Origin of the sequence: Telluria aromaticivorans, from assembly GCF_013003915.1 — a bacterium.
GTDB lineage: Bacteria > Pseudomonadota > Gammaproteobacteria > Burkholderiales > Burkholderiaceae_D > Telluria > Telluria aromaticivorans.
The window spans coordinates 755,410-779,519 of sequence record NZ_JABAIV010000002.1; the positions used below are offsets into that span (position 1 = coordinate 755,410).

Sequence of the window (24,110 nt, forward strand, 5' to 3'; positions counted from 1 at the left end):
ATTCGGTCATCATGCCGACACCGAACACAGACGTACTCCAGTTGCGTGCCCAGATCGCTGTAAACGCGGCGCGCATGATCGCCCAGGATGGCGCCGACTATGCCACCGCCCGCCGCAAGGCCGCCCGCCAGCTGCTCGGGGTGGACCAGCCGGCGCCCAACCTGATGCCCGACAATAGCCAGATAGAAGACGAAGTCCGCAAATACCTGTCCCTGTTCGGCGTGGCCGGCCAACCCGAGCGCCTGGCCGCCTTGCGCGATACCGCGCTGCAGGTGATGGACGCCCTTGGCGAATTCCATCCCTACCTGACAGGCGCGGTCCTTAACGGCACCGCCGGCGCACACGATGACATCCACCTGCAACTGTTCGCCGACAGCGCCAAGGAAGTCGAGATTTTTCTCCTCAACCGCAACGTCAATATAGAGATCTCGGAAACGCCCCATTTCCGCGGCGGCCGGCACGACCCGGTTGAAACTGTCAGCTTCTTGTGGCATAAGGAAACTATTCACGCCGAGTTATACGATTACCATGACTTGCGCGGCGCACTCAAGCCACGCGCCGACGGCCGCCCGCAGCGCATCGACGCGAACGGGCTGCGCGCGCTGATGGCGAACGATGAAGCAATGGAAAAGGACGAATGAACAAGAAACATGTGGCCGCGTACGCGGCCGTTGCCGCCATGTTCGGCATCATGGGCGCACTGGTCGCGATCAACAAGAAAGACCCTGCCCCGATCACCACTGCCATTGCCCCGACCGGCGGCAAGCCGCACACGGCCGTGGACACCCTGTTCGGGCAGTCGCTCAACGATTTGGCCGGTGCGCCGCAGCCCTTGGCCAAATGGCGCGGCAAGCCGCTGGTGGTGAATTTCTGGGCGACCTGGTGCGGGCCCTGCGTACAGGAGATGCCGGAGCTGTCCGAACTGGCCGGCCATGACGGCGGCAAGAATTTCAACGTCATCGGCATCGGCATCGATTCGCCTTCGAACATGAGCGAATTCGCCACCAAGCTGAAGATTGCCTACCCGCTTTATGTGGGCGGCATGGGCGGGACCGAACTGTCGCGCGCGTTTGGCAACAACAATGGCGGCTTGCCGTATACCGTGCTGATCGGGGCGGATGGGCAGGTGAAGAAGACGTATCTGGGGAAATTGAAGTTTGATGAATTGAGGGCGGATCTGGCCAAGTTGAATGGTTGACCCGTAGGGTGGGCGGCTATGCCGCCCGCGCGTTCAACCACCAATGGAATAATCGCGCAGGCAGCATCTGTCAAGTTTGAACGCGCGGGCGTTTGTAATTCCGGGCATTGCCCGAAATTACAAACGCCCACCCTACAAAGTCGGGGCTCAGCGAACGATCGTTCTATTCGAAATTCCGGCGAATATGCTCTTATCCCCCGACAATTTTACCGCTTGCCAATAGCCGAGCTTGGCGGCACAATGCCTTCCTTTCGGGCGTTCAGACACTTCAATATGGCGAAAAAGCTACTGCTGCTTAACGGCCCCAACCTCAATTTATTGGGGACCCGGGAGCCTGCGGTGTACGGCGCGACGACGCTGGCCGACATCGAACAAGCGGCAATGGCCCAGGCGGCAGCGGCAGGTGCAAGCCTGTCCTGCTTCCAGAGTAACCATGAAGGAGCCCTGATCGACCGACTCCATGCCGCGCGCGGCGAAGGCGTGGACGCGATCGTCATCAATCCTGGCGGCCTGACCCATACCAGTGTGGCATTGCGCGATGCGCTTTCCGCGGTGGCCATTCCGTTCGTGGAAGTGCACATCTCGAATGTGCATGCGCGCGAGCCGTTCCGGCATCACTCCTACCTCTCTGCAGTCGCGCAAGGCGTGATTTGCGGACTGGGGCCGGACGGATACCGGTTTGCCATCGACTTTGCGCTTAAATCGCGTTAATCTACGTCAACTTCATGTATCAGCGGCTGCGCGGCTAATTACTTGCCGCGCTACCAGCTCTCTTAAAAACGAATAATTCCAAGGGGTTTCACATGGATCTCAGAAAACTCAAGACCTTGATCGACCTGGTCGCCGAATCCGACATCGCTGAACTCGAAGTGACCGAAGGCGAAAGCAAGGTCCGCATCGTCAAGTCGTCCGCCATCCCGCAAAACCAGATGATGATGATGCCGCAGCAGGGCGTGCAGCACTACGCTGCCCCGGCCCAGCATGCACCGGCACCAGCCGCTGCACCGGCTCCGGCCGTCGCCGCCGAGCCAACCGGCCACGTCGTCAAGTCGCCGATGGTCGGCACCTTTTACCGTTCGTCGGCGCCGGGCGCCGCTGCTTTCGTCGAAGTCGGCCAGAACGTCAAGGAAGGCGACACCCTGTGCATCATCGAAGCGATGAAGCTCCTGAATGAAATCGACGCCGATGCTACTGGCGTTGTCACCAAGATCCTCGTGGAAAACGGCCAACCGGTCGAATTTGGCCAGCCGCTGTTCATCATCGGCTAAGCAGGTCCCGGCCCGGCGGCGTCCTGCCGCCAGCTCATCCATGTCGTGTCCGGCGCGCTAGCCCGCTTGTATAGCTTGTAAGCTTGCTGCGCCGGTCTTCACAGAAACATCGAACCTACCATGTTTGAAAAAATCCTCATCGCCAACCGTGGTGAAATCGCGCTGCGTATCCAGCGCGCCTGCCGCGAACTGGGCATCAAGACGGTTGTCGTGCACTCCGAAGCGGACAAGGACGCCAAGTACGTGAAGCTGGCCGACGAATCCGTCTGCATCGGCCCGGCCCAGTCGGCACTCAGCTACCTGAACATGCCGGCGATTATCAGCGCCGCCGAAGTGACGGACGCCGAGGCGATCCACCCGGGCTATGGCTTCCTGTCCGAGAACCCCGACTTTGCCGAGCGCGTCGAGAAATCGGGCTTCGTCTTCATCGGCCCGCGTTCCGAGTCGATCCGCCTGATGGGCGACAAGGTCTCGGCCAAGCAGGCCATGATCAGGGCCGGCGTGCCCTGCGTGCCAGGCTCGGAAGGCGCCCTGAGCGACGACCCGAAAGAGATCATCCAGACTGCGCGCAAGGTCGGCTACCCGGTCATCATCAAGGCGGCAGGCGGCGGCGGTGGCCGCGGCATGCGCGTGGTGCATACCGAAGCGGCCCTGCTGGGCGCGGTGCAGATGACCAAGACCGAAGCCGGCAGCGCCTTCGGCAATCCGGAAGTCTATATGGAGAAGTTCCTGGAAAATCCACGCCACGTGGAAATCCAGATCCTCGCCGACGAACACAAGAACGCCGTCTGGCTGGGTGAGCGCGACTGCTCGATGCAGCGCCGCCACCAGAAGGTCATCGAAGAAGCGCCGGCGCCGGGCATCCCGCGCAAACTCATCGAAAAGATCGGCGACCGCTGCGCCGAAGCCTGCCGCAAGATCGGCTACCGCGGCGCGGGCACCTTCGAATTCCTGTACGAGAACGGCGAGTTCTATTTCATCGAGATGAACACCCGCGTCCAGGTCGAGCATCCGGTCACCGAGATGATCACCGGGATCGACATCGTCCAGGAACAGATCCGCATCGCCTTTGGCGAAAAGCTGCGCTTCAAGCAGCGCGACATCATGTTGTCGGGCCACGCGATCGAATGCCGCATCAATGCCGAAGACCCGTTCAAGTTCACGCCTTCGCCTGGCCGCATCACCGGCTGGCACCCGCCGGGCGGCCCTGGCATCCGTGTCGATTCGCACTCGTATGCCGGATACTATGTTCCACCTCATTACGACTCGATGATCGGCAAGGTAATTTCCTACGGTGCGACGCGCGATCAGGCCATTCGCCGCATGCAAATCGCGCTCTCGGAAATGGTGGTTGAAGGTATTCTCACCAATATCCCGCTGCACCGCGAGCTGATGGTGGATGCGCGCTTCATCGAAGGCGGCACCAACATCCACTACCTGGAGCACAAGCTGGCCTCGAAGCCAGACCTGCCGAAGGAAGGCGGTATCGGCGCCAAATCGGAAGTCAAGGTAGACGCATGAGCTGGACGGAAGTAGTTATCGAGGTCGCACGCGACCATGCAGAGGCCCTGTCGGACGCCCTGATGGAAGCGGGCGCCCTGTCGGTGTCGGTCGAAGATGCCGACGAAGGCACGGATGCCGAACGCCCGCTGTTCGGCGAGCCGGGCATGGAACCGAAAGAAGCGGCCTGGGACCACTCGCGCGTGGTCGCCCTCACCGACGTCGATGCCGACCAGTTCGCGATCGTCCAGGAAGCCGCCAACGCCATCAGGCTGCCGGTCGTCCCCTCGTTTACCACCCGCGCGGTGGCGGATGCCGACTGGGTGCGCCTGACGCAGTCGCAGTTCGAGCCGATCCACATCGGCACCAATATCTGGGTCGTGCCGAGCTGGCACGAAGCCCCGGACCCGAATGGCCTGATCCTCGAGCTCGACCCGGGCCTGGCCTTCGGTACCGGCAGCCACCCGACCACCCGCCTGTGCATGGAATGGCTGGAAGCCCACCCTGCCCCGGGCAAGTCGGTGCTGGACTACGGCTGCGGCTCGGGCATCCTGGCGATGGTTGCCAAGAAACTGGGCGCTGAAGACGTCGCCGGTGTCGACATCGACCCGCAGGCGATCGAATCGGCCCGCGCCAACGCCGAACGCAACAACTGCGTCATCGACTTCTACGTGCCGAACGACCTGGCCGTGGCCGCGAATACGCGCCACGCCAGGGGCCAGTTCGACACCGTCGTCGCCAACATCCTGTCGAGCCCATTGAAGCTGATGGCGCCGATGCTGGCCGGCCGCGTCGCTCCCGGCGGCTCGCTGGTGCTGTCGGGCGTGCTGGCGCGCCAGGCCGACGAAGTGGCCGCCGCCTACGCGCCTTTCATCAAGCTGGGTGTCTGGGCCGAGCAGGACGGCTGGGTTGCCCTTCACGGCACGCTCGGCCAGGAGAACGCACCGCCGCCGCGCCAAGCTGCCGCCGGCTGACGCATGGCGCTCGCCACCCAATGCCCCCACTGCGGCACCATGTTCCGCGTCGCCGCGGACCAGCTCAAGCTGCGTGGGGGCATCGTCCGTTGCGGCGCCTGCACCCAGGTATTTGACGGCAGTGCCGCGCTTAGCGACCTGGCCGCGGCGCCTGCCGCACCTCCTTCAGTACGACCTCCCGCAGCGCCTGCGCCGCTGCCCGCCGCACCTGCCCCTGTTCCTGTTCCTGTCCCTGTTCCTGCCGCCGCTGCCGTCGAGGAAGCGGCCGAGGAGCCGATCTATACCCTCGAATTCGACCATACCTTCTCGCCCTTCGGCATCCTGCCGCAGGTGAGCAGCGAGGCCGATGCGGCCGAAGCCGAAGCCGAAGCCGAAGCGCAGCAGGGAACGCTGCCCGAGCCGCAGCCCGATGCGGCGCCGGAACCGCAGCCAGAACCTGTGCCGGAACCGCAGCCGGAAGCGGTACCAGAGCCCCAGCCGGAACCTGTTCCCGAACCTGCTCGCGACGTGCCGGCTGCGCCGATGCTCGAGCTGTCGGTGGACGAAGAACTGGTCGCCGCGCCGGCGCCGTATGATGGCCAGGCCTTCGCAGAGGTGGCGGAGTCCGCGCCTGCCGCCGAACCTCCCAGGGCGGCTGCAAAAGCCGCTGCCAGGGCGTCGAACATGTCCGTGCCCTCACTGCTGCTGCGCGAATCCGGCCCGTCCACGGTCACCATGCAGGCGGCGCCGATCGCGCCGCCGGTCGCGCCCCGCACGCCCCGCACCCGCGCGCTTGACGCGCGCGCCGCGCGCCGTTCCAAGCTCACGCCCACCAAGATCGAAGCGCCCAAGCTGCGCGTACCGGAGTCCGATGAACCGGAATTCGTGCGCCGCGGCCGCCAGCGCGAACGTTCCAGCAAGGCGGTGCGCATCGCCATGGCCCTGGGCAGCCTGCTGCTGCTGCTCGGGCTGGGCGCGCAGGCGGTCTACTCCTTCCGCGACACGCTGGCCGCCCGCTACCCGGGCATGAAGCCGGCGCTGGAGTCGGTATGTGGCCTGCTCGGCTGCCGCGTCGCGCTGCCGGCGCAGATCGACCAGATGGCGGTCGAGACCGGCGAACTGACCACCCTGGGCGGCACCGCCTATTCGTTCACCACGCTGCTGCGCAACCAGGGCGATTCAGTGCAGGCATGGCCGAGCATTGAGCTGACCCTGTCCGATGCGGACGACAAGCCGCTGGTTCGCAGGGTGTTCGGCCCGCGCGACTACCTGCCGGCAGGGCCCCTGCTGGCCGCCGGCTTCGCCGCGCGCGCCGAACAGCCCATCAAGCTGAACTTCCGCGTGGAAGAACCGGCGCCGTCCGGTTACCATATCGCCGTCTTCTATCCCTAATATCCCTGAAGGTTCATCCATGACCAAGACCGCCCTGATCTGCGGATCGATTGCATTCGACAAGATCATGCAGTACCACGGCCGCTTCGCCGACACCCTGCTCGCCGACCAGTTGCACCGCGTGAACGTCTCGTTCCTGGTGCCGACCCTGCGCACCGAGTACGGCGGCTGCTCGGTCAACATCGCCTACAACCTCAAGCTGCTCGGCGGCGCGCCGCTGGTGATGGGCACGATCGGCCAGGACGGCGGCGACTACCTCGAGCGCATGACCAAACAGGGCATCGAGACGCGTGCGATCCGCACCATTGCCGACGCCTACACCGCGCAATGCTTCGTCACGGCTGACCAGGACAACAACCAGATCAACGCCTTCCACCCGGGCGCGATGCAGTACTCGCACGAGAACAACGTGGCCGATTGTGGCGCGCTGCGCGTGGCGATCATCTCGCCCGACGGGCGCGAAGGCATGCTCAAGCACGCAGCCGACTGCGCGGAGCAGGAGATCCCGTTCATGTTCGACCCGGGCCAGCAGCTGCCGATGTTCTCGGGCGAAGAACTGATCCGCTTCATCGACCAGGCCAGCTACCTGGCGTCGAACGACTATGAATTCGAAATGGTGATGGACCGCACCGGCCTGAGCCAGGCAGACATCGCCGCGCGCCTGGACGCGCTGGTCATCACGCGCGGCGGCGAAGGCTCGGACATCTACGCGGGTGGCGAGCACTATCGCATCCCGGCGGTAAAGGCCGAAAACATCGTCGACCCGACCGGCTGCGGCGACGCCTACCGCGCCGGCCTGCTGTACGGGATCACCGAAGGCTTCGACTGGCCCACCACCGGCCGCATCGCCAGCCTGCTCGGCGCCATCAAGATCGCCAGCCAGGGCGGGCAGAACCACACGTTCACGCCGGCACAGATCGAGCAGCAGTTCGAGGCGGCCTTCGGGTACAAGTTCCGCTAAGTGCCCGCGCGAAGCTTGCGCATATAAAAAGGGGCCACGTGAAAGCGTGGCCCCTTTTACATTCACGACGCCGATACAGCGTCAGCCGAAAAACACCTGCCTCAGAACGAACTGGATAATCTGGATCAGCACCAGCGCCACCAGCACCGATAAATCCATCCCGCCGATTGGCGGCACCACGCGCCGGATTGGCCGCAGGATCGGCGTATTCATCGCGTGCACGAAAGGTGCCAGCGGCGCGTTCGGATTCACCCAGCTGAATACCGCATCGATGATCAGGAGCGCCATGAACCCGTACAGGACCCAGTTCAGGAAGCGGAACAGTGCCCCCAGCAGCACCGTCTCCCAGGGCGCCCCCACCAGCAACAGCAGCGAGCTGGCCAGCAGGACCACCAGGAAGGCGCCGATCAGGCTCGCCCAGTCGTAGCCACCCATGCCCGGCACCAGGCGCCGTAGCGGCAGCACCAGCCAGTCGGTGAGCGTGAAGGTGAACTGCCCGATCTGCGCCGGCGGACGCACGCGGATCGCCTGCATCCAGAAACGCAGCAGGAGCAGCCCGCCCAGCAGGCCGGCAGCAATATCGACAATAAACTGGAGAATGGACAGCACGTAGGCTCCTCAAAAAAAAACCGCTGTGTGAACGATCACACAGCGGCATTTTGCCTGATCCAGGCAAGACTTGCTATTGAGCCGCGCTCTACAGCTGCGATTTGCAGCTGATTACGGACGGCTGCTGGTCGGGAACGGCCAGGCGGCTGCCGGCGACAGCGCGGTCTTGGCTGCCGGAGCAGTCGTCGAGGCTGCCTTGCTATCGGCTTTGCTATCCGATTTCGAATCCGATTTCGATTCGGCTTTCGATTCCGCTTTGGTATCGGCTTTCGACTCGGTTTTCGCTTCCGGTTTGGCTTCCGCTTTGGTTTCCGCCTTCGATTCAGCTTTCACTTCCGGCTTGGCTTCCGCTTTTGCGGCCGGCTTTGCAGCAGGCTTGGCGGCGGTTTTGGTAGCAGCGGCTTTAGCTGGAGCTGCAGCTTTTGCCGGAGTAGCGGCTTTAGCAGGGGTAGCAGCTTTGGCTGGAGTCGCGGCTTTTGCCGGAGCAGCAGCTTTAGCTGGAGCAGCAGCTTTTGCAGGAGCGGCGGCTTTCGCTGGTGCAGCGGTCTTTTTAGCAGCTGGAGCAGCGGGTTTCTTTGCAGCAGGCTTAGCGGCGGCTTTAGTCGCGGTCGCTTTCTTTGCTGCCGGCTTGGCTACCGATTTGGTGGCTGCCGTTTTGGTAGCGGCCGCTTTCTTTGCAGCTGGCTTTGCTGCGGCTTTCTTCGCTACCGGTTTTGCAGCGGTTTTCTTTGCTGCCGGCTTGGCTGCCGATTTAGCTGCCGACTTGGCTGCTGGTTTAGCAGCGGCCTTCTTGGCAGCTGGTTTTGCAGCGGATTTCTTGGCTGCCGGCTTGGCTGCCGATTTAGCCGCCGACTTGGCTGGCGCCTTGGCTGCCGACTTTGCAGTTGCTTTCTTTGCAGCAGGTTTAGCGGCTGCTTTCTTTGCTGCCGGCTTTGCAGCGGCTTTCTTTGCTGCTGGCTTTGCTGCAGCTTTTTTAGCTGCTGGCTTTGCAGCGGCTTTCTTAGCAGCTGGCTTTGCAGCGGCTTTCTTGGCTGCCGGCTTTGCTGCGGCTTTCTTTGCTGCTGGCTTGGCTGCCGACTTGGTTGCCGATTTAGCAGCCGACTTGGCTGCTGGCTTTGCTGCCGCTTTCTTTGCAGCGGGCTTCGCTGCTGGTTTAGCAGCGGCTTTCTTTGCTGCAGGCTTTGCAGCAGCTTTCTTGGCTGCCGGTTTTGCTGCCGATTTAGCAACAGCTTTCTTTGCTGCAGGCTTAGCTGCCGGCTTTGCTGCCGATTTCGCTGCAGCTTTCTTTGCTGCCGGCTTTGCCGCTGCTTTGGTGGCAGTGGTCTTGCTTGCTGCAGCTTTCTTTGCAACAGGCTTAGCTGCCGACTTGGTTGCCGACTTCGCTACTGGCTTGGCTGCAGACTTGGTCGCGCTCGCCTTTGCTGCCGGTTTAGCGGCTGCAGCTTTCTTTGCTGCCGGTTTCTCGGCTGCGGCTTTCGCTGCTGGTTTCGCCTTCGTCACGGACGAAGGGGTGCTCTTTGCTGCTGCTTTTGCTGCTGGTTTTTTAGCGGTTGCCATTGTAGTTCTCCTTCATCTGCGATGAAATAAGCTCAAGGTTAAAACCCGCTCTGCCATCTCTGGCGAGCGAATTATTCATCGGACCAAACCCGAATGGTGTGGGCCAATGAATCCGGCACCAGCTGAACTGCTGCAACTCCTCACAATTGCAGCACTTCAGCCAAGGTCAACAGGCAACCGACTCAACATGTTTTCACTTCGCTACCCTCTCGGGCGCGAAAAGAAAAAGCCGCCATGCCTGAACTCAGGTCAGGCAGTGCGGCTTGTTCTTTTCGCTTCGCTTGCGTGCATACTAAATGAATCAGTGTCCTATTATTCGATCGATTACTGCCCGGATGGACGCGACAATATCACATGTTCACGTTTTGACAAATTCAATCACGTAAAGTACACGAAAACTTTGTGAGTGCGCAAGCCGAACGCCGCAAACAAAACGTGTTTTGCACACTTAAACATGCGCTCGCGCATTCGTCGGTTAACCAACACACCGCTGGCGCACCAAATCGCATTCCCGGTGATCGCCAAACCGTCTTCCGGCAGGTAATCGAAACCCGCCATTCAAGCAGAGCGCCTGCAAGGACAAGCGATACGGCAATCGGATTGGTTCGCCTCCAAACATGGTTTCGGCCGTAAAGATAATGCTGCGAACCCGTAACAGCGAACCCGCCTGCACTACTCGACCACGCGCAACAGATCCATCTTGCACAGCCATGCCAATCCGCGCAGCAGCGTCGCGCGGTCGCAAGGCCCGAGCGTGTCGATCAGTTCTTCCACCTCCACCGGACGCGGGCCGATCGCCCCGAACATCTGTCCAAAATCTTCAAGGGTCGGCAGCGAGGCGGCGGCAAACCGGTTGATGGCCAGCTCACGGTACTGGTTCACCAGCGCCAGCGACGCATCCGGCGTCAGTTCCACCAGCGAGGCCGCGGTCAGCGGCCGGGTGGGATAGCAAGCGAACAATTTGAATGGGTCGGGGCGATCCGGCGCACGTGCCGGCAGCGCGGGCGCCAGCACCGGGTCGGCGCGGCGGCGTTCCGCGAGCTCGTCCCACAGCGCGCTGTAGCGGCCGAACACCACCTGCCAGTCGAATTCGGACTGCGCACGCCGGCGCGCCTGCTCTCCCATCATGCGGCGCAAGCCGGTATCGCACACCAGCCGGCCATAGGCCTGCGCCAGCAGCGCGCCGTCGAGCGCCACCGCCTGGCTGGCGTGGCCGCAATACATGTCGAAGCTGTCCACGCCGTCGTCGTAGCGCTGCGCCAGGTCGAGCCCCGCGCCCGGCCCCGGCATCAGGGTGGGGATGCGATAGCCGTCGATACCGTCGCGCACCGAGTCGCGGTAGCCGTTCCAGTCCGAGACCACGCAGGGCAGGCCGGCCGCCATGGCTTCGACCGGCGTCAGCCCGAAGGTTTCCTGGACGTTGTCGGCGAGCGAAGTGAAGACGTCGGCCGCAGCCCAGGCGTCACGCTGGTTGGCGGGCAGGCGCCCGTCCAGCTCCACCAGCCGCACCGAAGGACACAGCAGGGCTGCCGCTTCGCGGAAAGCCGTTTCGATGGCTTCTCCCGCATACCAGCCGGCCATGACCAGGTGCACCCGGCGGCCGCCCTTCTCGGCGCGCTCGAGCGCGGTGAACATCTGCTGCGGATGCGACTTGGCATGCACCGACATGCGGCCGAGGTAAAGAAAGGCCACGTCTTCTTCGCCGATGCCGAAGCGGGCCCGCGCCTCCATGCGCTGTCCCGCTTCCTGCTGCAGGCCGGCGCAGTGCACGCCGAGCGGGATCAGGGGCAGTTGCGGCAGCTCGAAGCGCTGCGCACCGAGGCGGGTGCGCAGGTAGTCGGCCTGCGCCTCGACCAGCACGCGCACGCTGTCGCGCACCACGCGCGAGGTGCAGACGATGGCGTCCCAGCTGCGCACCGGCGCCACCAGCAGGTTGGTCACCATGCTCATCATCTCGTGCGAAGCGGTGGCATGCGCGATGCCGCACAGGCTGTAGCGATGCTCGCCGGCCTCGAGCCGGCGCCAGGCCAGCCGCTCGATGCCCGGCCCCGGGTGGTACAGGCAGCCAAAGTGCTCCAGCGCCTGCGGCGTCGATTGCGGCACCCAGGCGATCTCGCCCTGGTAGCCATCTTCGCGCAGCGTGGCGCCGAAGGCGTCGGCGTGGCTGCGGTCGGCGGCGAAGCATCCGACCTGCGCCGCATCGGAGTGATGGGCAATGGCGCGCAGCAGGCCGACGCCGGCGGACTGGCGGCCCATTAGCTTCTGGCCGGCGATGGAAAAGGCTTCGGGAACGTAGTGCAGGGCAAAGCTGTCTGGCATGCGGTCTCCTGCGGCCAGCGCATGCCGGCGGAACGCGGCGAAAGGCTGGCCTGTCGAAACCATGATAGCGAGCGCCCGTGAAGGACGGCGCAGGCCTGCCGGGTGGTCGTGCCGGGCCTGCGGGCTAGCTGCCGCCGCAGCCCCCGCCGCCGCAGCCGCCGCCACACGAACCGCCGCCGCTGCACGAGGCGGCGCCGTCGCCTGCCCCGCCGTCGCCGCCCGCTTCGATATCGGCCCCGATGTGGTCGACGAAGCTGTCTTCGCCTTCGAAGCGCAAGGCATGGATGCCGCTCAGGCGCGCGCCTTCGTCGTACTCGGCGGCGCTGATCAAGCCGGCCTGGAACAGGCCAAACGAGGTCAGCCCATCCGGGAAGGACAGCTTCTTCCCGGGATTCCCGAACGCGTCCAGGCTTGAGCAGGCAACCAGGCCACCGACGATCCGGTAGCCGAAACCATGCGGCATGCCGAGGCGCGCATCCAGCGAAAACAGCCGCGGCAGGCTGGGACCGGCGACCGGGCGCGATGCGCGGCGGCGTGCCTGCACCAGGCAGGCCCCGAGGGCCTTGTTCATGTCTTCCTGCATCTGGGCGCGCTCGACGTGCGGGATGACGCGCCCGAAGTGGCGGATGCAGAAAGCCTCGAGGCCCGGCGCATCCATGCGCGTCCACGCATGCCAGACCGAGTCGGCGGCGCGCGAAGGCAGGCCGCAGGGCTTGCCGGCCGCCGCCATGCAATCGAAGAACATCATCAGCCCTTCGGCCGCCTGCGCGTAGAAGGCGGCGGCGCGGGGAATGCGGGGAAACTCGTCGCGCGAGGTCTCTGACCAATATGGAAACAGCGTTGCCGGCACATCGGCCAGCACGGCGGCATAGGTCGAATGGGCGAACTCGCGTTCAACCGTGCGGGTTTCCGATTCCCAGACTGCCCTGACATTCATGGCCATCCCCTGTCGTGGATCCTCCGGTTACGTTAGTTCACGGAAACTGAACAGATACCGATAAATATCAAACTAAACTGGCTAGGCTTGCGCTCACGTAAGGAAAAAAACCGTCGTGCGACGGGTTTGTTGTTTGCTGATCCAGCACTGCGGGCCCGTCAGCCTCCGCTGCAAGGGCCAGGGCGCGCGGCTTCCTCATATTCGGCTTCGCTGACCAGGCCGGCCACGTAAAGGCCATGGGGTGTCAGCGCTTCCGGGAAGGACACGCGGTCTTGCGCGTTCCCGAATTCGTCCAGGGCAGAACAGGCCACCAGTCCACGGATGATCCTGTAGCCGTAGCCCTGGGGCATGCCAAACCGGCTATCCAGCGAAAACAGGGGGGCAGGCAGGCGCCTGCGGCCGGCTGAGACGCGCGGCGGCGTGCGACGACCAGGCAGGTGGCCAGTGCCCTGTCCATGCCCGCCATCATCCCCGCTTGTCCGGGATGCGGGATCACCCGGCCGACATGGCGGACGCTGAAACGGTGGAGACCCGATTCATCCAGGAACGTCCATGCATGCCACACCGAGCCGGCCGCAAGCGAAGGCAGCGCACAGGCCTGGCCGGCGGCGGCCACGCAGTCGAAGAACATCATCAGTCCGTCGAGCGACTGGGTGTAGAAGGACGCGTCGCGGGGAATGCCGGGGAACTCGTGGTGCGCGGTAGCGGCCCAGTAGGGAAACAGCGTTGCCGGCACCTCGGCCAGCATCCGCGCATAGGCGGCCTGCGAGAGCGCCCCCGCGTGTTTCACTACAATCGGCTTCTTCGTCGCATTCATCGCCTCTTCTCCCTGGCCTATCCTTCGGTTACCTTAGTTCACCGAAGGACTGTGGACGATGCGGGAGCTCAAGCGACCGTGGCCAGGCTACGACCCGACGGCGATAAAAAACCCGTCTTGCGACGGGCTCTAGTGGACTTCTCAGCGCTGCGGCGCGATGCGCCAGACGACGCCACCGGCATCGTCGACGACCAGCAGCGCGCCATCCGCAGCCACCGCGACACCCGCAGGCCGACCCCAGACCTCGCGGTCGCTCAACACCATCCCCGACATGAAGTCCTGGTATTGGCCGGTGGGCACGCCGTTCCTCATGAAGGCGCGCACCACCTTGTAGCCGGTGCGCACGCCGCGGTTCCAGGAACCATGCAGCGCCACGAAGACCTCACCCTCGTACTCCTTCGGGAAGGCGTTCCGTGCGCCCTTGGGCGCGTGGTAGACCGCCATGCCGAGCGGCGCGGAATGCGACTGGATCAGCACATCCGGGACGATGCTCTTGCCCTTCAGGTCCGGGCGCTGGCCCTGCAGGCGCGGGTCTTCGTTGTCGCCGATGTAGTACCACGGCCAGCCGTAGAAACCGCCCTGCTTCACGCGGGTCAGGTAGTCGGGCGGCAGGTTGTCGCCCAGCGCGTCGCGCTCGTTCACGTTGCACATCACGTCGCCGGTACTTGGGTAGACCAGCATGCCGACGCAGTTGCGCAGGCCGGTGGCATAGGTGCGGCGGTTCTTGCCGTCCACATCAAAAGCCATCACCGTGGCACGGTCGGTCTCCACACCCCAGGCGCCGCCGACGCCATGCTTGGCTTCCCATTGCGCCAGCGGCTCGGGCGGTTTGGGGCCGATATCGGCCGCCACGTTGGTGGCGGAACCGATCGACAGCAGCAGGGTCTTGTCGTCCTTCGAGAACGCCAGCGTGCGGGTCGTGTGGCCGCCGCTGGTGTCGGACAATTGCGGCACGATCGTCTCGGCTTCGCCGCGCGCCTTCAGGTCGCCGTTGCGGTAAGGGATGCGGACGATGGCGTTGACGTTGGCGACATATAAGTACTGTGGGTTCGCCGTCGAGGGCCAGAAGGCCATGCCGTAGGGACGGCTCAAACCGCTCGCGAACACCTCAAGGGTGTCGGCCTTGTCGCCGTTTTTCGAGCGCAGCACCTTGATTTCGCCCTTGCCGGTCGCCGCCAGGAAGATGTCGCCGTTCGGCGCACGCAGCGGCAGGCGTGGCTTGTCGGTATCCACGGCGAAGACGCTGACGGTAAAACCTTTCGGGACCGTCGGCAGGCTGCCGTTCGGACGCGCCTCGACGCGCGGGCCGTTGCCGGCGCTGGTGGTGGCGAAAGGCGGCGGCAGGTCGCTGAGCTTGATGTGGTGGATCTTGCCGGGCTGGTTGTCGTCCCAGGAGCCGCTGCGCTCTCCAGGCGCGGCAGCCGTGGCTGGCGCAGATGCTGCCGTTGTGGCGCCCTGCAGGGTGGCGAGGTAGTCGATCAGTGCGGCGCGCGTCTGCTTGTCGGGGACGCCGACCGGCATCGTGGTGCCGGGCACATTCTTCGTCGGGTCGGCCAGGAAGACATCCAGCTCGGCCTGGGTCCAGGTCTTGCCGGCGGCGCCGGCTTTAGCCAGCGCAGTCGAATAGTTGAACCCGGGGACGGCGGCGGCCTTGCGATCAAGCACGCGGAACAGGCCGGGGCCGGCGCGCGAGGACAGGGCCGGGTCGACGCTGTGGCAGCTGGCGCAGTTGTTCTGGAAGGTGGTCTGGCCGGCGACGGGCTGGGGCGCGGCGTGGGCGCTGGATGCCGCTGCCAGGCTGGCGAGCAGCGCTGCACGCAGCGGCAGGGATTGAAGGTTCAAAGGAATTCTCCTGACGGGATAGATGATGGCAATCCGGCATCATAGGCGAACTCTCCCCTGCATGCCGGCCGGCAGGCGCTGCGCTGCGCTCAGACTGACAGCGTGCCGCGGAAACCCCGCGCGGCATAGTACGACTCGGCGCCATTGTGGTACACGAAGACCCGGCCATAGCGGCGGTCGCAGAACAGCGCGCCGCCCAAGGCCCGCACGTCTTCAGGCGTCGCGATCCAGCTGGAGGTTTTTTTATCGAATTCGCCCAGCTGCTGGAGTGCCCGGTACTGCGCTTCGGTCACCAGGTCGATGCCCATTTCGGTAGCCATCTCGGCCGCACTGGCGCGCGGCTTGTTTTCCTTGCGTGCATTTAGGGCTGCGCGGTCGTAGCAGATGCTCCTGCGGCCTGCCGGGCTCTCGGGAGCGCAATCGCAGAAGATCACTTGCCCCGTTTCGCTGCCCTGCCCGATGACGTCCGGCTCGCCGCCGGTGGCTTCCATCGCCAGCAATGCCTTCAGTGCGCTGGCATCCTGCTCCAACCTGGCCTGCACCGTAGGCCAGGCAAGGCCTTCGTGACGGCGCATGTTCTTCTCGAAACGGGACTGCAGTGTCTTGAGCAGGTCGGCGGATTGTTCTGGGCTCATGGGGGCATCGTCCTTTCCTAATGGTGGCGTGACGTCGGTCGTGAACGCCAAATTATCACGACAGCGATGCAGGCCGCGAAAAAGACAAGGCCCGGCTGCCATCACGGGCAGCCGGGCCTTCCTGGTTCGGTCGCTGATACTTAATCCCAGTTCAGCGCACCACCGGTCTGGTACTCCGTTACACGCGTCTCGAAGAAGTTACGCTCCTTCTTCATGTCGATCATCTCGCTCATCCACGGGAACGGGTTTTCTTCGTTCGGGAACAGCGGATCCAGGCCGATCTGCACAGAGCGGCGGTTGGCGATGAAGCGGAGGTAGCCCTTGAACATCGGGGCGTTCAGGCCCAGCACGCCGCGCGGCATGGTGTCTTCGGCGTAGCGGTATTCGAGTTCGACCGCTTCCAGGAACAGCACCTTGATCTCTTCGCGGAAGGCCGGGGTCCACAGCAGCGGGTTTTCCATCTTGATCGTGTTGATCAGGTCGATGCCGAAGTTCACGTGCATCGACTCGTCGCGCAGGATGTACTGGTACTGCTCGGCGGCGCCGGTCATCTTGTTCTGGCGGCCCAGCGCCAGGATCTGGGTGAAGCCGACGTAGAAGAACAGGCCTTCCATCAGGCAGGCGAAGACGATGATCGACTTCAGCAGCTTCTGGTCGTTTTCCAGGGTGCCGGTCTTGAATTCAGGGTCGGTCAGGGTGTTGATGAACGGGATCAGGAACTGGTCCTTGTCGTGGATCGACTCGATCTCGTTGTAGGCGTTGAAGATTTCCTTCTCGTCCAGGCCCAGCGACTCGACGATGTACTGGTAGGCGTGGGTATGGATCGCCTCTTCGAAGGCCTGGCGCAGCAGGTACTGGCGGCATTCCGGCGCGGTGATGTGGCGGTAGGTGCCCAGCACGATGTTGTTCGCGGCCAGCGAGTCGGCGGTCACGAAGAAGCCGAGGTTACGCTTGACCAGGCGGCGCTCGTCTTCCGACAGGCCGTTCGGGCTCTTCCACAGCTCGATGTCGCGCTGCATGTTCACTTCTTGCGGCATCCAGTGGTTGGCGCAGCCGGCCAGGTATTTGTCCCAGGCCCATTTGTACTTGAACGGCACCAGCTGGTTGACGTCGGTCTGGCCGTTGATGATGCGCTTGTCGTCGGCGTTGACGCGCTTGGCGACCAGTGCGGCGTCGACGGTTTCGGTGGCGTCGGCGGCTTGTGGCGCGCGCGGCGCGGTGCTTGGTTCGTCGTCCCAGGAGAGCATGGTTTTTTTCCTTCTTTCGTGGCTGCGTCCGCGCGGGGCGGACGGCCATTGTCGTTTCGGTTGTTCGTCGTTCCTGGAGGAACCGATACGCTAGCGAGGCGCCGCGAAATTAGGTTCCGGCCTTCGCCGGAACGACGGTTTTAAGGGTAACGGGGCAAGGACACTGTGGAGTGTGCTTGCCCTTCTTTTTACTGGATTACTGGCAGGCTTCGCATTCCTCGAAACCGTCGTCGCCAGGACGCAGGTAGCAAGCCGCGCCATCCGCCTCGTCCGCTGCTGCGGCGACCGGTGCTGCCGATGCTGCCGGCGCTGCCGCTGGCGTTGCAGGTGCGGCGTGGCCACCCGACAGGGCGCCCGAGACCGACACCGCGTTCAGCGCGCCGGTGCGGCTGGTGGATTTCTCCATGTGCGTCGCGGCGATGGTGCGCAGGTAGTAGGTGGTCTTCAGGCCACGCAGCCAGGCCAGCTTGTAGGTCTCGTCCAGCTTCTTGCCCGATGCGCCGGCCATGTAGATGTTCAGCGACTGGGCCTGGTCGATCCACTTCTGGCGGCGCGAAGCCTGCTCTACCAGCCACTTCGGCTCGACTTCGAAGGCGGTGGCGTAGATGTCGCGCAGGTCTTGCGGCACGCGGTCGATCTTGGAGAGCGAACCGTCGAAATACTTCAGGTCGGCGATCATGACTTCGTCCCACAGGTCGCGTGCCTTCAGGTCGCGCACCAGGTAGGCATTGATCTCGGTAAATTCGCCCGACAGGTTCGACTTCACGTACAGATTCTGGAAGGTCGGCTCGATGCAGGCCGACACGCCGATGATGTTCGAGATCGTCGCGGTCGGGGCGATCGCCACGCAGTTCGAGTTGCGCATGCCGAATTCCTTGATGCGGCTACGCACCAGGGTCCAGTCCATCGACTCGCTTGTGTCCTGCTCGAGGTAGCCGCCGCGCTCTTCCGCCAGCAGCTTGATCGAGTCCTGCGGCAGGATGCCGCGGTCCCACAGCGAACCTTCGTAGGAACCGTAGCGGCCGCGTTCTTCGGCCAGCTCGGTCGAGGCCAGGTAGGCGAAGTAGCAGACGGCTTCCATCGACTTGTCGGCGAATTCCACCGCTTTATCCGAGGCGAACGGGATGCGCATCATGTGCAGGCAATCCTGGTGGCCCATCACCCCCATGCCGACCGGACGGTGGCGCATGTTCGAGTTGCGCGCCTTTTCCACGGCGTAGTAATTGATGTCGATGACGTTGTCCAGCATGCGCATGGCGATGCGGATGGTCTTCTGCAGCTTGACGTGGTCGAGGCTGTCGCCCTTCATGTGCTGCGGCAGGTTGACCGAGCCCAGGTTGCAGACGGCGATTTCGTCGGCGCTGGTGTTCAGCGTGATCTCGGTGCACAGGTTCGACGAGTGCACGACGCCGATGTGCTGCTGCGGCGAACGGATGTTGCACGGATCCTTGAAGGTGATCCATGGGTGGCCGGTTTCGAACAGCATCGACAGCATCTTGCGCCACAGGTCGAGCGCTTCGATTTTCTTGTACACGGTCATTTCGCCGCGTTCCGCCTTGGCTTCATAGGCGGTATAGGCTTCTTCGAAGGCCTTGCCGACCAGGTCGTGCAGGTCTGGCGTCTCGCTTGGCGAGAACAGGCTCCAGTAGCCCTTTTCCATCACGCGCTTCATGAACAGGTCGGGAATCCAGTTCGCGGTGTTCATGTCGTGGGTGCGGCGGCGGTCGTCGCCGGTGTTCTTGCGCAGGTCGAGGAATTCCTCGATGTCCATGTGCCAGGTTTCCAGGTAGGCGCAGACCGCGCCCTTGCGCTTGCCGCCCTGGTTGACCGCCACGGCAGTGTCGTTGACCACTTTCAGGAACGGGACCACGCCTTGCGACTTGCCATTGGTGCCCTTGATGCGCGAGCCCAGTGCACGGACCGGGGTCCAGTCGTTGCCCAGGCCGCCGGCGAACTTCGACAGCAGCGCGTTTTCTTTAATAGCGTCGTAAATGCCTTCCAGGTCGTCGCCGACGGTGGTCAGGTAGCACGAGGACAGCTGCGAACGGCGGGTACCCGAGTTGAACAGGGTCGGGGTCGAGCTCATGAAGTCGAACGACGACAGCAGGTTATAGAACTCGATCGCGCGCGCTTCGCGGTCGGCTTCGCGCAGGGCCAGGCCCATGGCGACGCGCATGTAGAAGGCCTGCGGCATTTCGATGCGGGTTTCGCGCACGTGCAGGAAGTAGCGGTCGTACAGGGTCTGCAGGCCGATGTAGCCGAACTGCAGGTCGCGGTCGGCGACAATGGCCTTGGCCAGGCGCTCGAGGTCGTACTTGCCCAGTTCTTCGTCCAGCAGCTCGTTATGGATGCCCTTGGCGATGTACTGCGGGAAGTAGGTGATGTACTCAAGAGCGGCGCCGGCTTGCGCGACTTCGTGGCCGAACACTTCCTTGCGGATGGTGTGCAGCAAGATGCGCGCGGTGACCTGGCTGTAGGCCGGGTCTTTTTCCATCAGGGCGCGGGCCGCCAGGATGGCCGACTTGTGCAGCTCTTCGACCGGCACGCCGTCGTACAGGTTCTTCAGGGTCTCGGCGACGATTGCGTCGGCGTCGACGTGCTTTTCCAGGCCGGCGCAGGCAGCGTTGACCAGGCCGTAGACGGCATTCATGTCGAGCGGCAGGCGCTGGCCGCCGTCGATCACGTGGATCTGCGGCGCGGCCACGGCGTTGCCGCCGGCGGCTTCCTTGGCGGCGCGGCGTTCTTCCATGCGCTTGGCGCGGTACAGCACGTATTCGCGCGCGACGTCATGCTCGCCCGAGCGCATCAGCGACAGTTCGACCTGGTCCTGCACGTCTTCGATGTGGAAGGTGCCGCCGTTCGGCTGGCGGCGCACCAATGCAGCTACGACATTTCCGGTCATCTGTTCCACCAGATCACGGATGCGGGCCGAAGCAGCACCCTGCCCGCCGGCGATGGCGAGGAAGGCCTTGGTCATCGCGACCGAGATCTTGTGCGGCTCGAAGGCCACCACGGCGCCGTTGCGGCGGATCACGCGGTAGTCGCCGCGTGCCACGATCTCTGCCGGCGAGGCATTGGCCGCCGCGCCTGGGGTGAGGTGAGGATTGATCGAAATGTCTTGTGCTGTTTGCATTGAGCCTCCAGGGTGGGCAGATGCCTGCCGCCATTTGTTGTTACCAGGACCGTGGTCCTACGGAATTCATAGCAAAGCGATGCCCCGCCAGCCGGAACGCCGTGCTGGCAACCAGATATGCAGGGTAGAAAATCGCTGTGGAATCAGTCGCTTGCAGAGCAAGCCTCAAGTCGGTCGTGAACTTGTTTCTTTCAGTTCACTACCACTACATCTAGTGTTCGACCTTGATATGAGACTAATTGTAGTACCTGACCCAGGTCACGGCAAGTAAAGAACTTCGCAATATTTTGCGTTTTTTTTGGTGCATGGGCTTGACAATGAACCAGGGCTGGAAGGACGGGGAGTATGCGGTGAGTGAGCACTAACCTTGGTCAATGGGGCTGCTTAAAGCGTAATCAGCCCGATGCGCGGCGCATCATTCTTGTGCGTTTTGCACTGGCGAAAAGACAACAAAGAGATGCAGCAGTTGTAGGGTGGTCGGCTTCGCCGACCACGCGTTCAAATCACCATGATGACGACGCACCGTGGTTCTTCCGTGTTCGTTGAACGCGCGGGCGGGAGACCCGCCCACCCTACGAAAACCGTTCAGGCGTTGTCGTCCGGAGCCGAAATCTCGAGCTTCTGCATCTGGTACCGCAACTGCCGCACGCTGATCCCGAGCAGCGCCGCAGCCTGCGTGCGGTTGAACTGGGTCTGCTGAAGGGCGCGCCCGATGATGTCGCGCTCCACCTGGATCAGGTATTCCGGCAGGTTGCCGGGCAAGCCGCCCGGGCCGAGCATGGCCGGCCCCGGCGCTGCCCCGACTGGCGCGGTAGCCGCTTCCGGTTCGGCCACCGGCGCCGGCACGGGTGCCTGGACCGGTGCCGGCGCCGCCGCTGCCGCTTCGCGCCCCGCCTCGCTCGGGCGCGCCGCCTTCAGCGACAAATCCCCCACTTCGATCACGCCATCGTTGGCAAACGCCAGCGCCCGCTCCAGCACGTTCTCCAGTTCGCGGATATTCCCCGGGAAGGAGTAGGCGCGCAGTGCATCGAGTACGCCCGGCCCGAGCGCCGCCTGTCCCGGCCCGGCCAGCCGCGCCAGCACGGCGTCCACCAGGGGCGGCAAATCATCCAAGCGCTCGCGCAGCGGCGGCAGCGACAGTTCGATCACGTTCAGCCGGTAGAACAAATCCTGCCTGAACCGGCCCTGCTCCACGCAACGCGCCAGGTCCTGGTGGGTGGCGCTGATGATGCGCACGTCCACCGGCTCTTCGCTAGTCGCGCCGATCTTGCGCACGCGCCGTTCCTGGATCGCGCGCAGCAGCTTGACCTGCATCGCCAGCGGCAGGTCGGCCACTTCGTCGAGCATCAGGGTGCCGCCGTTGGCCGCCTGGAAGAAGCCGTCGCGCTCCTCGGCCGCGCCGGTGAAGGCGCCCTTGCGGTAGCCGAAGAATTCCGCTTCCATCAGGGTTTCGGGAATCGCGCCGCAGTTCACCGCGACGAACGGCTTGCTTGCTCTCGAACTCTGGGCGTGGATCTCGCGGGCGGCGAGCTCCTTGCCGCTGCCCGATTCGCCGGTGATCGAGATCGGCGCGTTCGAGCGCGCCAGGCGGCCGATCTGGGCGCGCAGCGACTGCATCGCCGTGGAGGTGCCGATCATGCGCGAGCCGGGCACGCTGCCGTCCGGCTGGGCGGGCGCTGCGTCAAGCAGGCGCAGGGCCGAGCGCACCATCACGCGCAGCGCATCGAGCGCCACCGGCTTGGAGATGTAGTCGAAAGCGCCCGCCTTGAGCGCGACCACCGCGTTCTCGGCGCTGCCGTAGGCGGTGATGACGGCGATCGGGGTCGCCTTGGGCGAGGCATGCACTTCGCGCACCAGCTCCAGCCCGAGGCCGTCGGGCAGGCGCATGTCGGTCAGGACCAGGGCGTAGTCGTGTTCCTCGAGCAGCCCGCGGGCCTGGCGCAGCGTGGCCGCGCTGTCGACGTCCAGCCCCATCTTGAGCAGGGTGATCTCGAGCAGTTCACGCAGGTCGGCTTCGTCGTCGACCACGAGGATGCGGGGTGCGGTCATGGTTTTTTCACTCTATATATATAGCGGTGCGAATCCGGATCCATCTCAGGCCGGCTGCGCGAAGCTGATCACGAAGCGCCCGCTGGCCTTGCGCTCCCCGGTCGGCGCGGCGTCGAAGCGGTATTCGTAGTCGAGCTTCGCATCGTTGTTCAGGCACAGCTCGCGCGCCAGGTACAGGCCCAGGCCGGTGCCCTTGCTCGAGGTAGTATAGAAGGGCTCGAACAGGTGGGCGCGCACTTCCGGGGTGATGCCGGGGCCGTCGTCCTGCACGTGCAGCTCGATGCGCCCGGCGGCGTCGCGCGCCGGGAAAATGCGGATGCTGCCAGGGGCCTTGCTGGCATAGCGCACCGCATTGCCCAGCAGGTTGAGCAGCACTTCGTGCAGGTGCAGCGGGTCGAAGCGCACCGCACTGCGCCCAGGGTCGCCTATATAGACTATATCACCGGCGAGCCCGTGGGTTTCGCAGAATTCCAGCTTCAGCTCGGCCAGGAACCCGCTCAGCTGCAGCGGTTCGCCGTTCGGCTGCACCTTGCGCGAGAGCTGCAGGATGTCTTCCACCATGCGGTTCACGCGGGTGACGTTATCGCCGATGATCTTCAGCAGCCGCAGCTCGGCCGGGCCGTGCAGGTCTTCGGCCAGCAGCGCGGTGGCATGGCCGATGGCCGATAGCGGGTTGCGCACCTCGTGCGCGATGCTGGCGGTCAGGCGCCCCATCGAGGCCAGCTTGAGTTGCTGCGCCTGGTTTTCGATGGCGCTCACGTCCTGCATGAACACCACGCTGCGACCCAGGGCGACGCCGACGGTATCGACCCGCGCGAAGCGCAGCTTCAGGTGCACCGGCTGGTCGCGCCGGCCGCGTAGCGGGCCCACATCTTCCTGGTAGGGCTTGACGGTGACAAACGCTGCGCCCTCCACCGGCGCACGCAGCCAGGCGGCGAAGGTCTGCGCCACCGGCTCCAGTCCGGGCGCCTCGCCGAGCCGGAAGCCGGCCGCATCGCCTTCGACGCCGAGGGTCTGGCGGGCGGCCGGGTTGCCGGTGAAGACCAGGCCGTCGTCACCGACGACCAGGATGCCGTCGCCGACGTCGGCGATGACGATCCCGTTGATCAGCTGCTGGATACGCAGGTCGGTACCGCGCTGGGCGGCCAGTTCTTCCTGCTTGATCAGGCGCGCCGCCAGCCGGTTCACCAGCAGCACGCCGGCGAAGAAGGCGCCGCCGTACAGGCCGGCCTGCATCAGCGGCGCCTGGCGGTCCAGCATCACCACCTGCCAGGTGCTTTCGGCGAGCAGGAACAGCGTCGCGACCGAGGCTGCGAACAGGGCCAGCACCAGCGGCGCCAGGATCGCCGCGCCGGCCAGCGGGAACAGGTAGAGGATCGCCAGCCCGCTGCGCATGCCGCCGGCGGCGAGGTAGAGCAGCGAAATGACGGCCAAATCCACCGCGATCTGGCAGCCCAGCTGCACCACGAAGCGGCGCTTCCACCAGGTGCCGAAGCCGGCGAAGGCCAGCGCCGCCAAAAAATAGAAGACGCAGGCTTCGGTATTGACGGCATCGGTGCGCAGGCCGTTGTCGGTGATGCTCACGCCCAGGTAGAGCAGCAGCACCAGGGCGATGACGATGCGGGTGATGTTGAAGGTCTGGAGCGAGCGCCACATGGTCGCGCGCGCTTCCCGTGAAAGCGGCAGCATCCGC

General features: G+C 64.3%; 19 protein-coding genes. 9 read left to right on the forward strand and 10 right to left on the reverse strand.

Annotated features, from left to right (window positions below; all coding sequences use genetic code 11):
• Window positions 1-11: 11 nt before the first annotated feature.
• From HGB41_RS08720 to HGB41_RS08755, 8 genes are all read left to right on the forward strand, one after another.
• Window positions 12-641: a hypothetical protein gene (locus tag HGB41_RS08720; RefSeq protein WP_171083186.1), complete on the forward strand. Its 630-nt coding sequence runs from the start codon at window positions 12-14 to the stop codon at window positions 639-641.
• On the forward strand, window positions 638-1,198 hold the full coding sequence (locus HGB41_RS08725; protein ID WP_171083189.1) for a TlpA family protein disulfide reductase: 561 nt from the start codon (window positions 638-640) through the stop codon (window positions 1,196-1,198). Before HGB41_RS08720 ends, HGB41_RS08725 begins: the two co-directional genes overlap by 4 nt.
• 273 nt (window positions 1,199-1,471) lie before the next feature.
• Window positions 1,472-1,909: a type II 3-dehydroquinate dehydratase gene (gene aroQ / locus HGB41_RS08730; RefSeq protein WP_171083191.1), complete on the forward strand. Its 438-nt coding sequence runs from the start codon at window positions 1,472-1,474 to the stop codon at window positions 1,907-1,909.
• A gap of 92 nt (window positions 1,910-2,001) precedes the next feature.
• Complete coding sequence (accB, locus tag HGB41_RS08735) at window positions 2,002-2,466, forward strand: acetyl-CoA carboxylase biotin carboxyl carrier protein (RefSeq protein WP_171083193.1); 465 nt, start codon at window positions 2,002-2,004, stop codon at window positions 2,464-2,466.
• A gap of 120 nt (window positions 2,467-2,586) precedes the next feature.
• Window positions 2,587-3,987, forward strand: a complete 1,401-nt coding sequence (gene accC / locus HGB41_RS08740) for an acetyl-CoA carboxylase biotin carboxylase subunit (protein ID WP_171083195.1) — start codon at window positions 2,587-2,589, stop codon at window positions 3,985-3,987.
• A complete protein-coding gene (prmA, locus tag HGB41_RS08745; RefSeq protein WP_171083197.1) occupies window positions 3,984-4,940 on the forward strand; it encodes a 50S ribosomal protein L11 methyltransferase in 957 nt (318 codons plus the stop codon). The genes accC and prmA overlap by 4 nt, the downstream gene beginning before the upstream one ends.
• 3 nt (window positions 4,941-4,943) lie before the next feature.
• Entirely contained in the window at window positions 4,944-6,311 is a 1,368-nt protein-coding gene (locus HGB41_RS08750) for a DUF3426 domain-containing protein (protein WP_171083199.1), read from the forward strand.
• 19 nt (window positions 6,312-6,330) lie between these two features.
• The gene (locus tag HGB41_RS08755) at window positions 6,331-7,272 is read left to right on the forward strand and encodes a carbohydrate kinase family protein (RefSeq protein ID WP_171083202.1); all 942 of its coding nucleotides are present in this window, start codon (window positions 6,331-6,333) and stop codon (window positions 7,270-7,272) included.
• An 81-nt stretch (window positions 7,273-7,353) separates the two neighbouring features.
• Here HGB41_RS08755 and HGB41_RS08760 read toward each other — a convergent pair whose 3' ends face one another.
• Complete coding sequence (locus HGB41_RS08760) at window positions 7,354-7,881, reverse strand: YggT family protein (protein ID WP_171083205.1); 528 nt, start codon at window positions 7,879-7,881, stop codon at window positions 7,354-7,356.
• A gap of 196 nt (window positions 7,882-8,077) precedes the next feature.
• On the opposite strand from HGB41_RS08760, the gene HGB41_RS23815 reads away from it, so the two are divergent.
• The gene (locus HGB41_RS23815) at window positions 8,078-9,463 is read left to right on the forward strand and encodes a hypothetical protein (RefSeq protein ID WP_212760875.1); all 1,386 of its coding nucleotides are present in this window, start codon (window positions 8,078-8,080) and stop codon (window positions 9,461-9,463) included.
• 647 nt (window positions 9,464-10,110) lie between these two features.
• Here HGB41_RS23815 and HGB41_RS08770 read toward each other — a convergent pair.
• The 9 genes from HGB41_RS08770 to HGB41_RS08810 form a co-directional block, all read right to left on the reverse strand.
• Window positions 10,111-11,757: a glycosyltransferase family 4 protein gene (locus HGB41_RS08770; RefSeq protein WP_171083210.1), complete on the reverse strand. Its 1,647-nt coding sequence runs from the start codon at window positions 11,755-11,757 to the stop codon at window positions 10,111-10,113.
• A 124-nt stretch (window positions 11,758-11,881) separates the two neighbouring features.
• Window positions 11,882-12,694, reverse strand: a complete 813-nt coding sequence (locus tag HGB41_RS08775) for a UCP032817 domain-containing protein (RefSeq protein WP_171083212.1) — start codon at window positions 12,692-12,694, stop codon at window positions 11,882-11,884.
• Between the two features lie 244 nt (window positions 12,695-12,938).
• Window positions 12,939-13,511 (reverse strand): hypothetical protein, encoded by a 573-nt coding sequence (locus HGB41_RS08780; RefSeq protein WP_171083214.1) that lies wholly within the window; start codon window positions 13,509-13,511, stop codon window positions 12,939-12,941.
• A gap of 141 nt (window positions 13,512-13,652) precedes the next feature.
• Window positions 13,653-15,353 carry a PQQ-dependent sugar dehydrogenase gene (locus tag HGB41_RS08785; protein WP_171083216.1) on the reverse strand — a complete coding sequence of 567 codons (1,701 nt, stop codon included), beginning with the start codon at window positions 15,351-15,353 and terminating at the stop codon, window positions 13,653-13,655.
• Between the two features lie 89 nt (window positions 15,354-15,442).
• A complete protein-coding gene (locus tag HGB41_RS08790) occupies window positions 15,443-15,988 on the reverse strand; it encodes a DUF4256 domain-containing protein (RefSeq protein ID WP_171083218.1) in 546 nt (181 codons plus the stop codon).
• Window positions 15,989-16,128: 140 nt separating this feature from the next.
• On the reverse strand, window positions 16,129-17,235 hold the full coding sequence (locus tag HGB41_RS08795) for a ribonucleotide-diphosphate reductase subunit beta (protein WP_171083220.1): 1,107 nt from the start codon (window positions 17,233-17,235) through the stop codon (window positions 16,129-16,131).
• A 196-nt stretch (window positions 17,236-17,431) separates the two neighbouring features.
• Window positions 17,432-20,368: a ribonucleoside-diphosphate reductase subunit alpha gene (locus tag HGB41_RS08800; protein ID WP_171083222.1), complete on the reverse strand. Its 2,937-nt coding sequence runs from the start codon at window positions 20,366-20,368 to the stop codon at window positions 17,432-17,434.
• Between the two features lie 585 nt (window positions 20,369-20,953).
• Entirely contained in the window at window positions 20,954-22,417 is a 1,464-nt protein-coding gene (locus tag HGB41_RS08805; protein WP_171083224.1) for a sigma-54-dependent transcriptional regulator, read from the reverse strand.
• 45 nt (window positions 22,418-22,462) lie between these two features.
• A complete protein-coding gene (locus HGB41_RS08810; RefSeq protein ID WP_171083226.1) occupies window positions 22,463-24,106 on the reverse strand; it encodes a sensor histidine kinase in 1,644 nt (547 codons plus the stop codon).
• Window positions 24,107-24,110 lie beyond the last annotated feature (4 nt).

Coding starts and splice junctions, on each gene's coding strand:
- HGB41_RS08720 (WP_171083186.1), top strand. CDS start 12: ATGCCGACACCGAACACAGACGTACTCCAGTTGCGTGCCCAGATCGCT.
- HGB41_RS08725 (WP_171083189.1), top strand. CDS start 638: ATGAACAAGAAACATGTGGCCGCGTACGCGGCCGTTGCCGCCATGTTC.
- aroQ (WP_171083191.1), top strand. CDS start 1,472: ATGGCGAAAAAGCTACTGCTGCTTAACGGCCCCAACCTCAATTTATTG.
- accB (WP_171083193.1), top strand. CDS start 2,002: ATGGATCTCAGAAAACTCAAGACCTTGATCGACCTGGTCGCCGAATCC.
- accC (WP_171083195.1), top strand. CDS start 2,587: ATGTTTGAAAAAATCCTCATCGCCAACCGTGGTGAAATCGCGCTGCGT.
- prmA (WP_171083197.1), top strand. CDS start 3,984: ATGAGCTGGACGGAAGTAGTTATCGAGGTCGCACGCGACCATGCAGAG.
- HGB41_RS08750 (WP_171083199.1), top strand. CDS start 4,944: ATGGCGCTCGCCACCCAATGCCCCCACTGCGGCACCATGTTCCGCGTC.
- HGB41_RS08755 (WP_171083202.1), top strand. CDS start 6,331: ATGACCAAGACCGCCCTGATCTGCGGATCGATTGCATTCGACAAGATC.
- HGB41_RS08770 (WP_171083210.1), bottom strand. CDS start 11,757: ATGCCAGACAGCTTTGCCCTGCACTACGTTCCCGAAGCCTTTTCCATC.
- HGB41_RS08775 (WP_171083212.1), bottom strand. CDS start 12,694: ATGAATGTCAGGGCAGTCTGGGAATCGGAAACCCGCACGGTTGAACGC.
- HGB41_RS08780 (WP_171083214.1), bottom strand. CDS start 13,511: ATGAATGCGACGAAGAAGCCGATTGTAGTGAAACACGCGGGGGCGCTC.
- HGB41_RS08790 (WP_171083218.1), bottom strand. CDS start 15,988: ATGAGCCCAGAACAATCCGCCGACCTGCTCAAGACACTGCAGTCCCGT.
- HGB41_RS08795 (WP_171083220.1), bottom strand. CDS start 17,235: ATGCTCTCCTGGGACGACGAACCAAGCACCGCGCCGCGCGCGCCACAA.
- HGB41_RS08800 (WP_171083222.1), bottom strand. CDS start 20,368: ATGCAAACAGCACAAGACATTTCGATCAATCCTCACCTCACCCCAGGC.
- HGB41_RS08805 (WP_171083224.1), bottom strand. CDS start 22,417: ATGACCGCACCCCGCATCCTCGTGGTCGACGACGAAGCCGACCTGCGT.
- HGB41_RS08810 (WP_171083226.1), bottom strand. CDS start 24,106: ATGCTGCCGCTTTCACGGGAAGCGCGCGCGACCATGTGGCGCTCGCTC.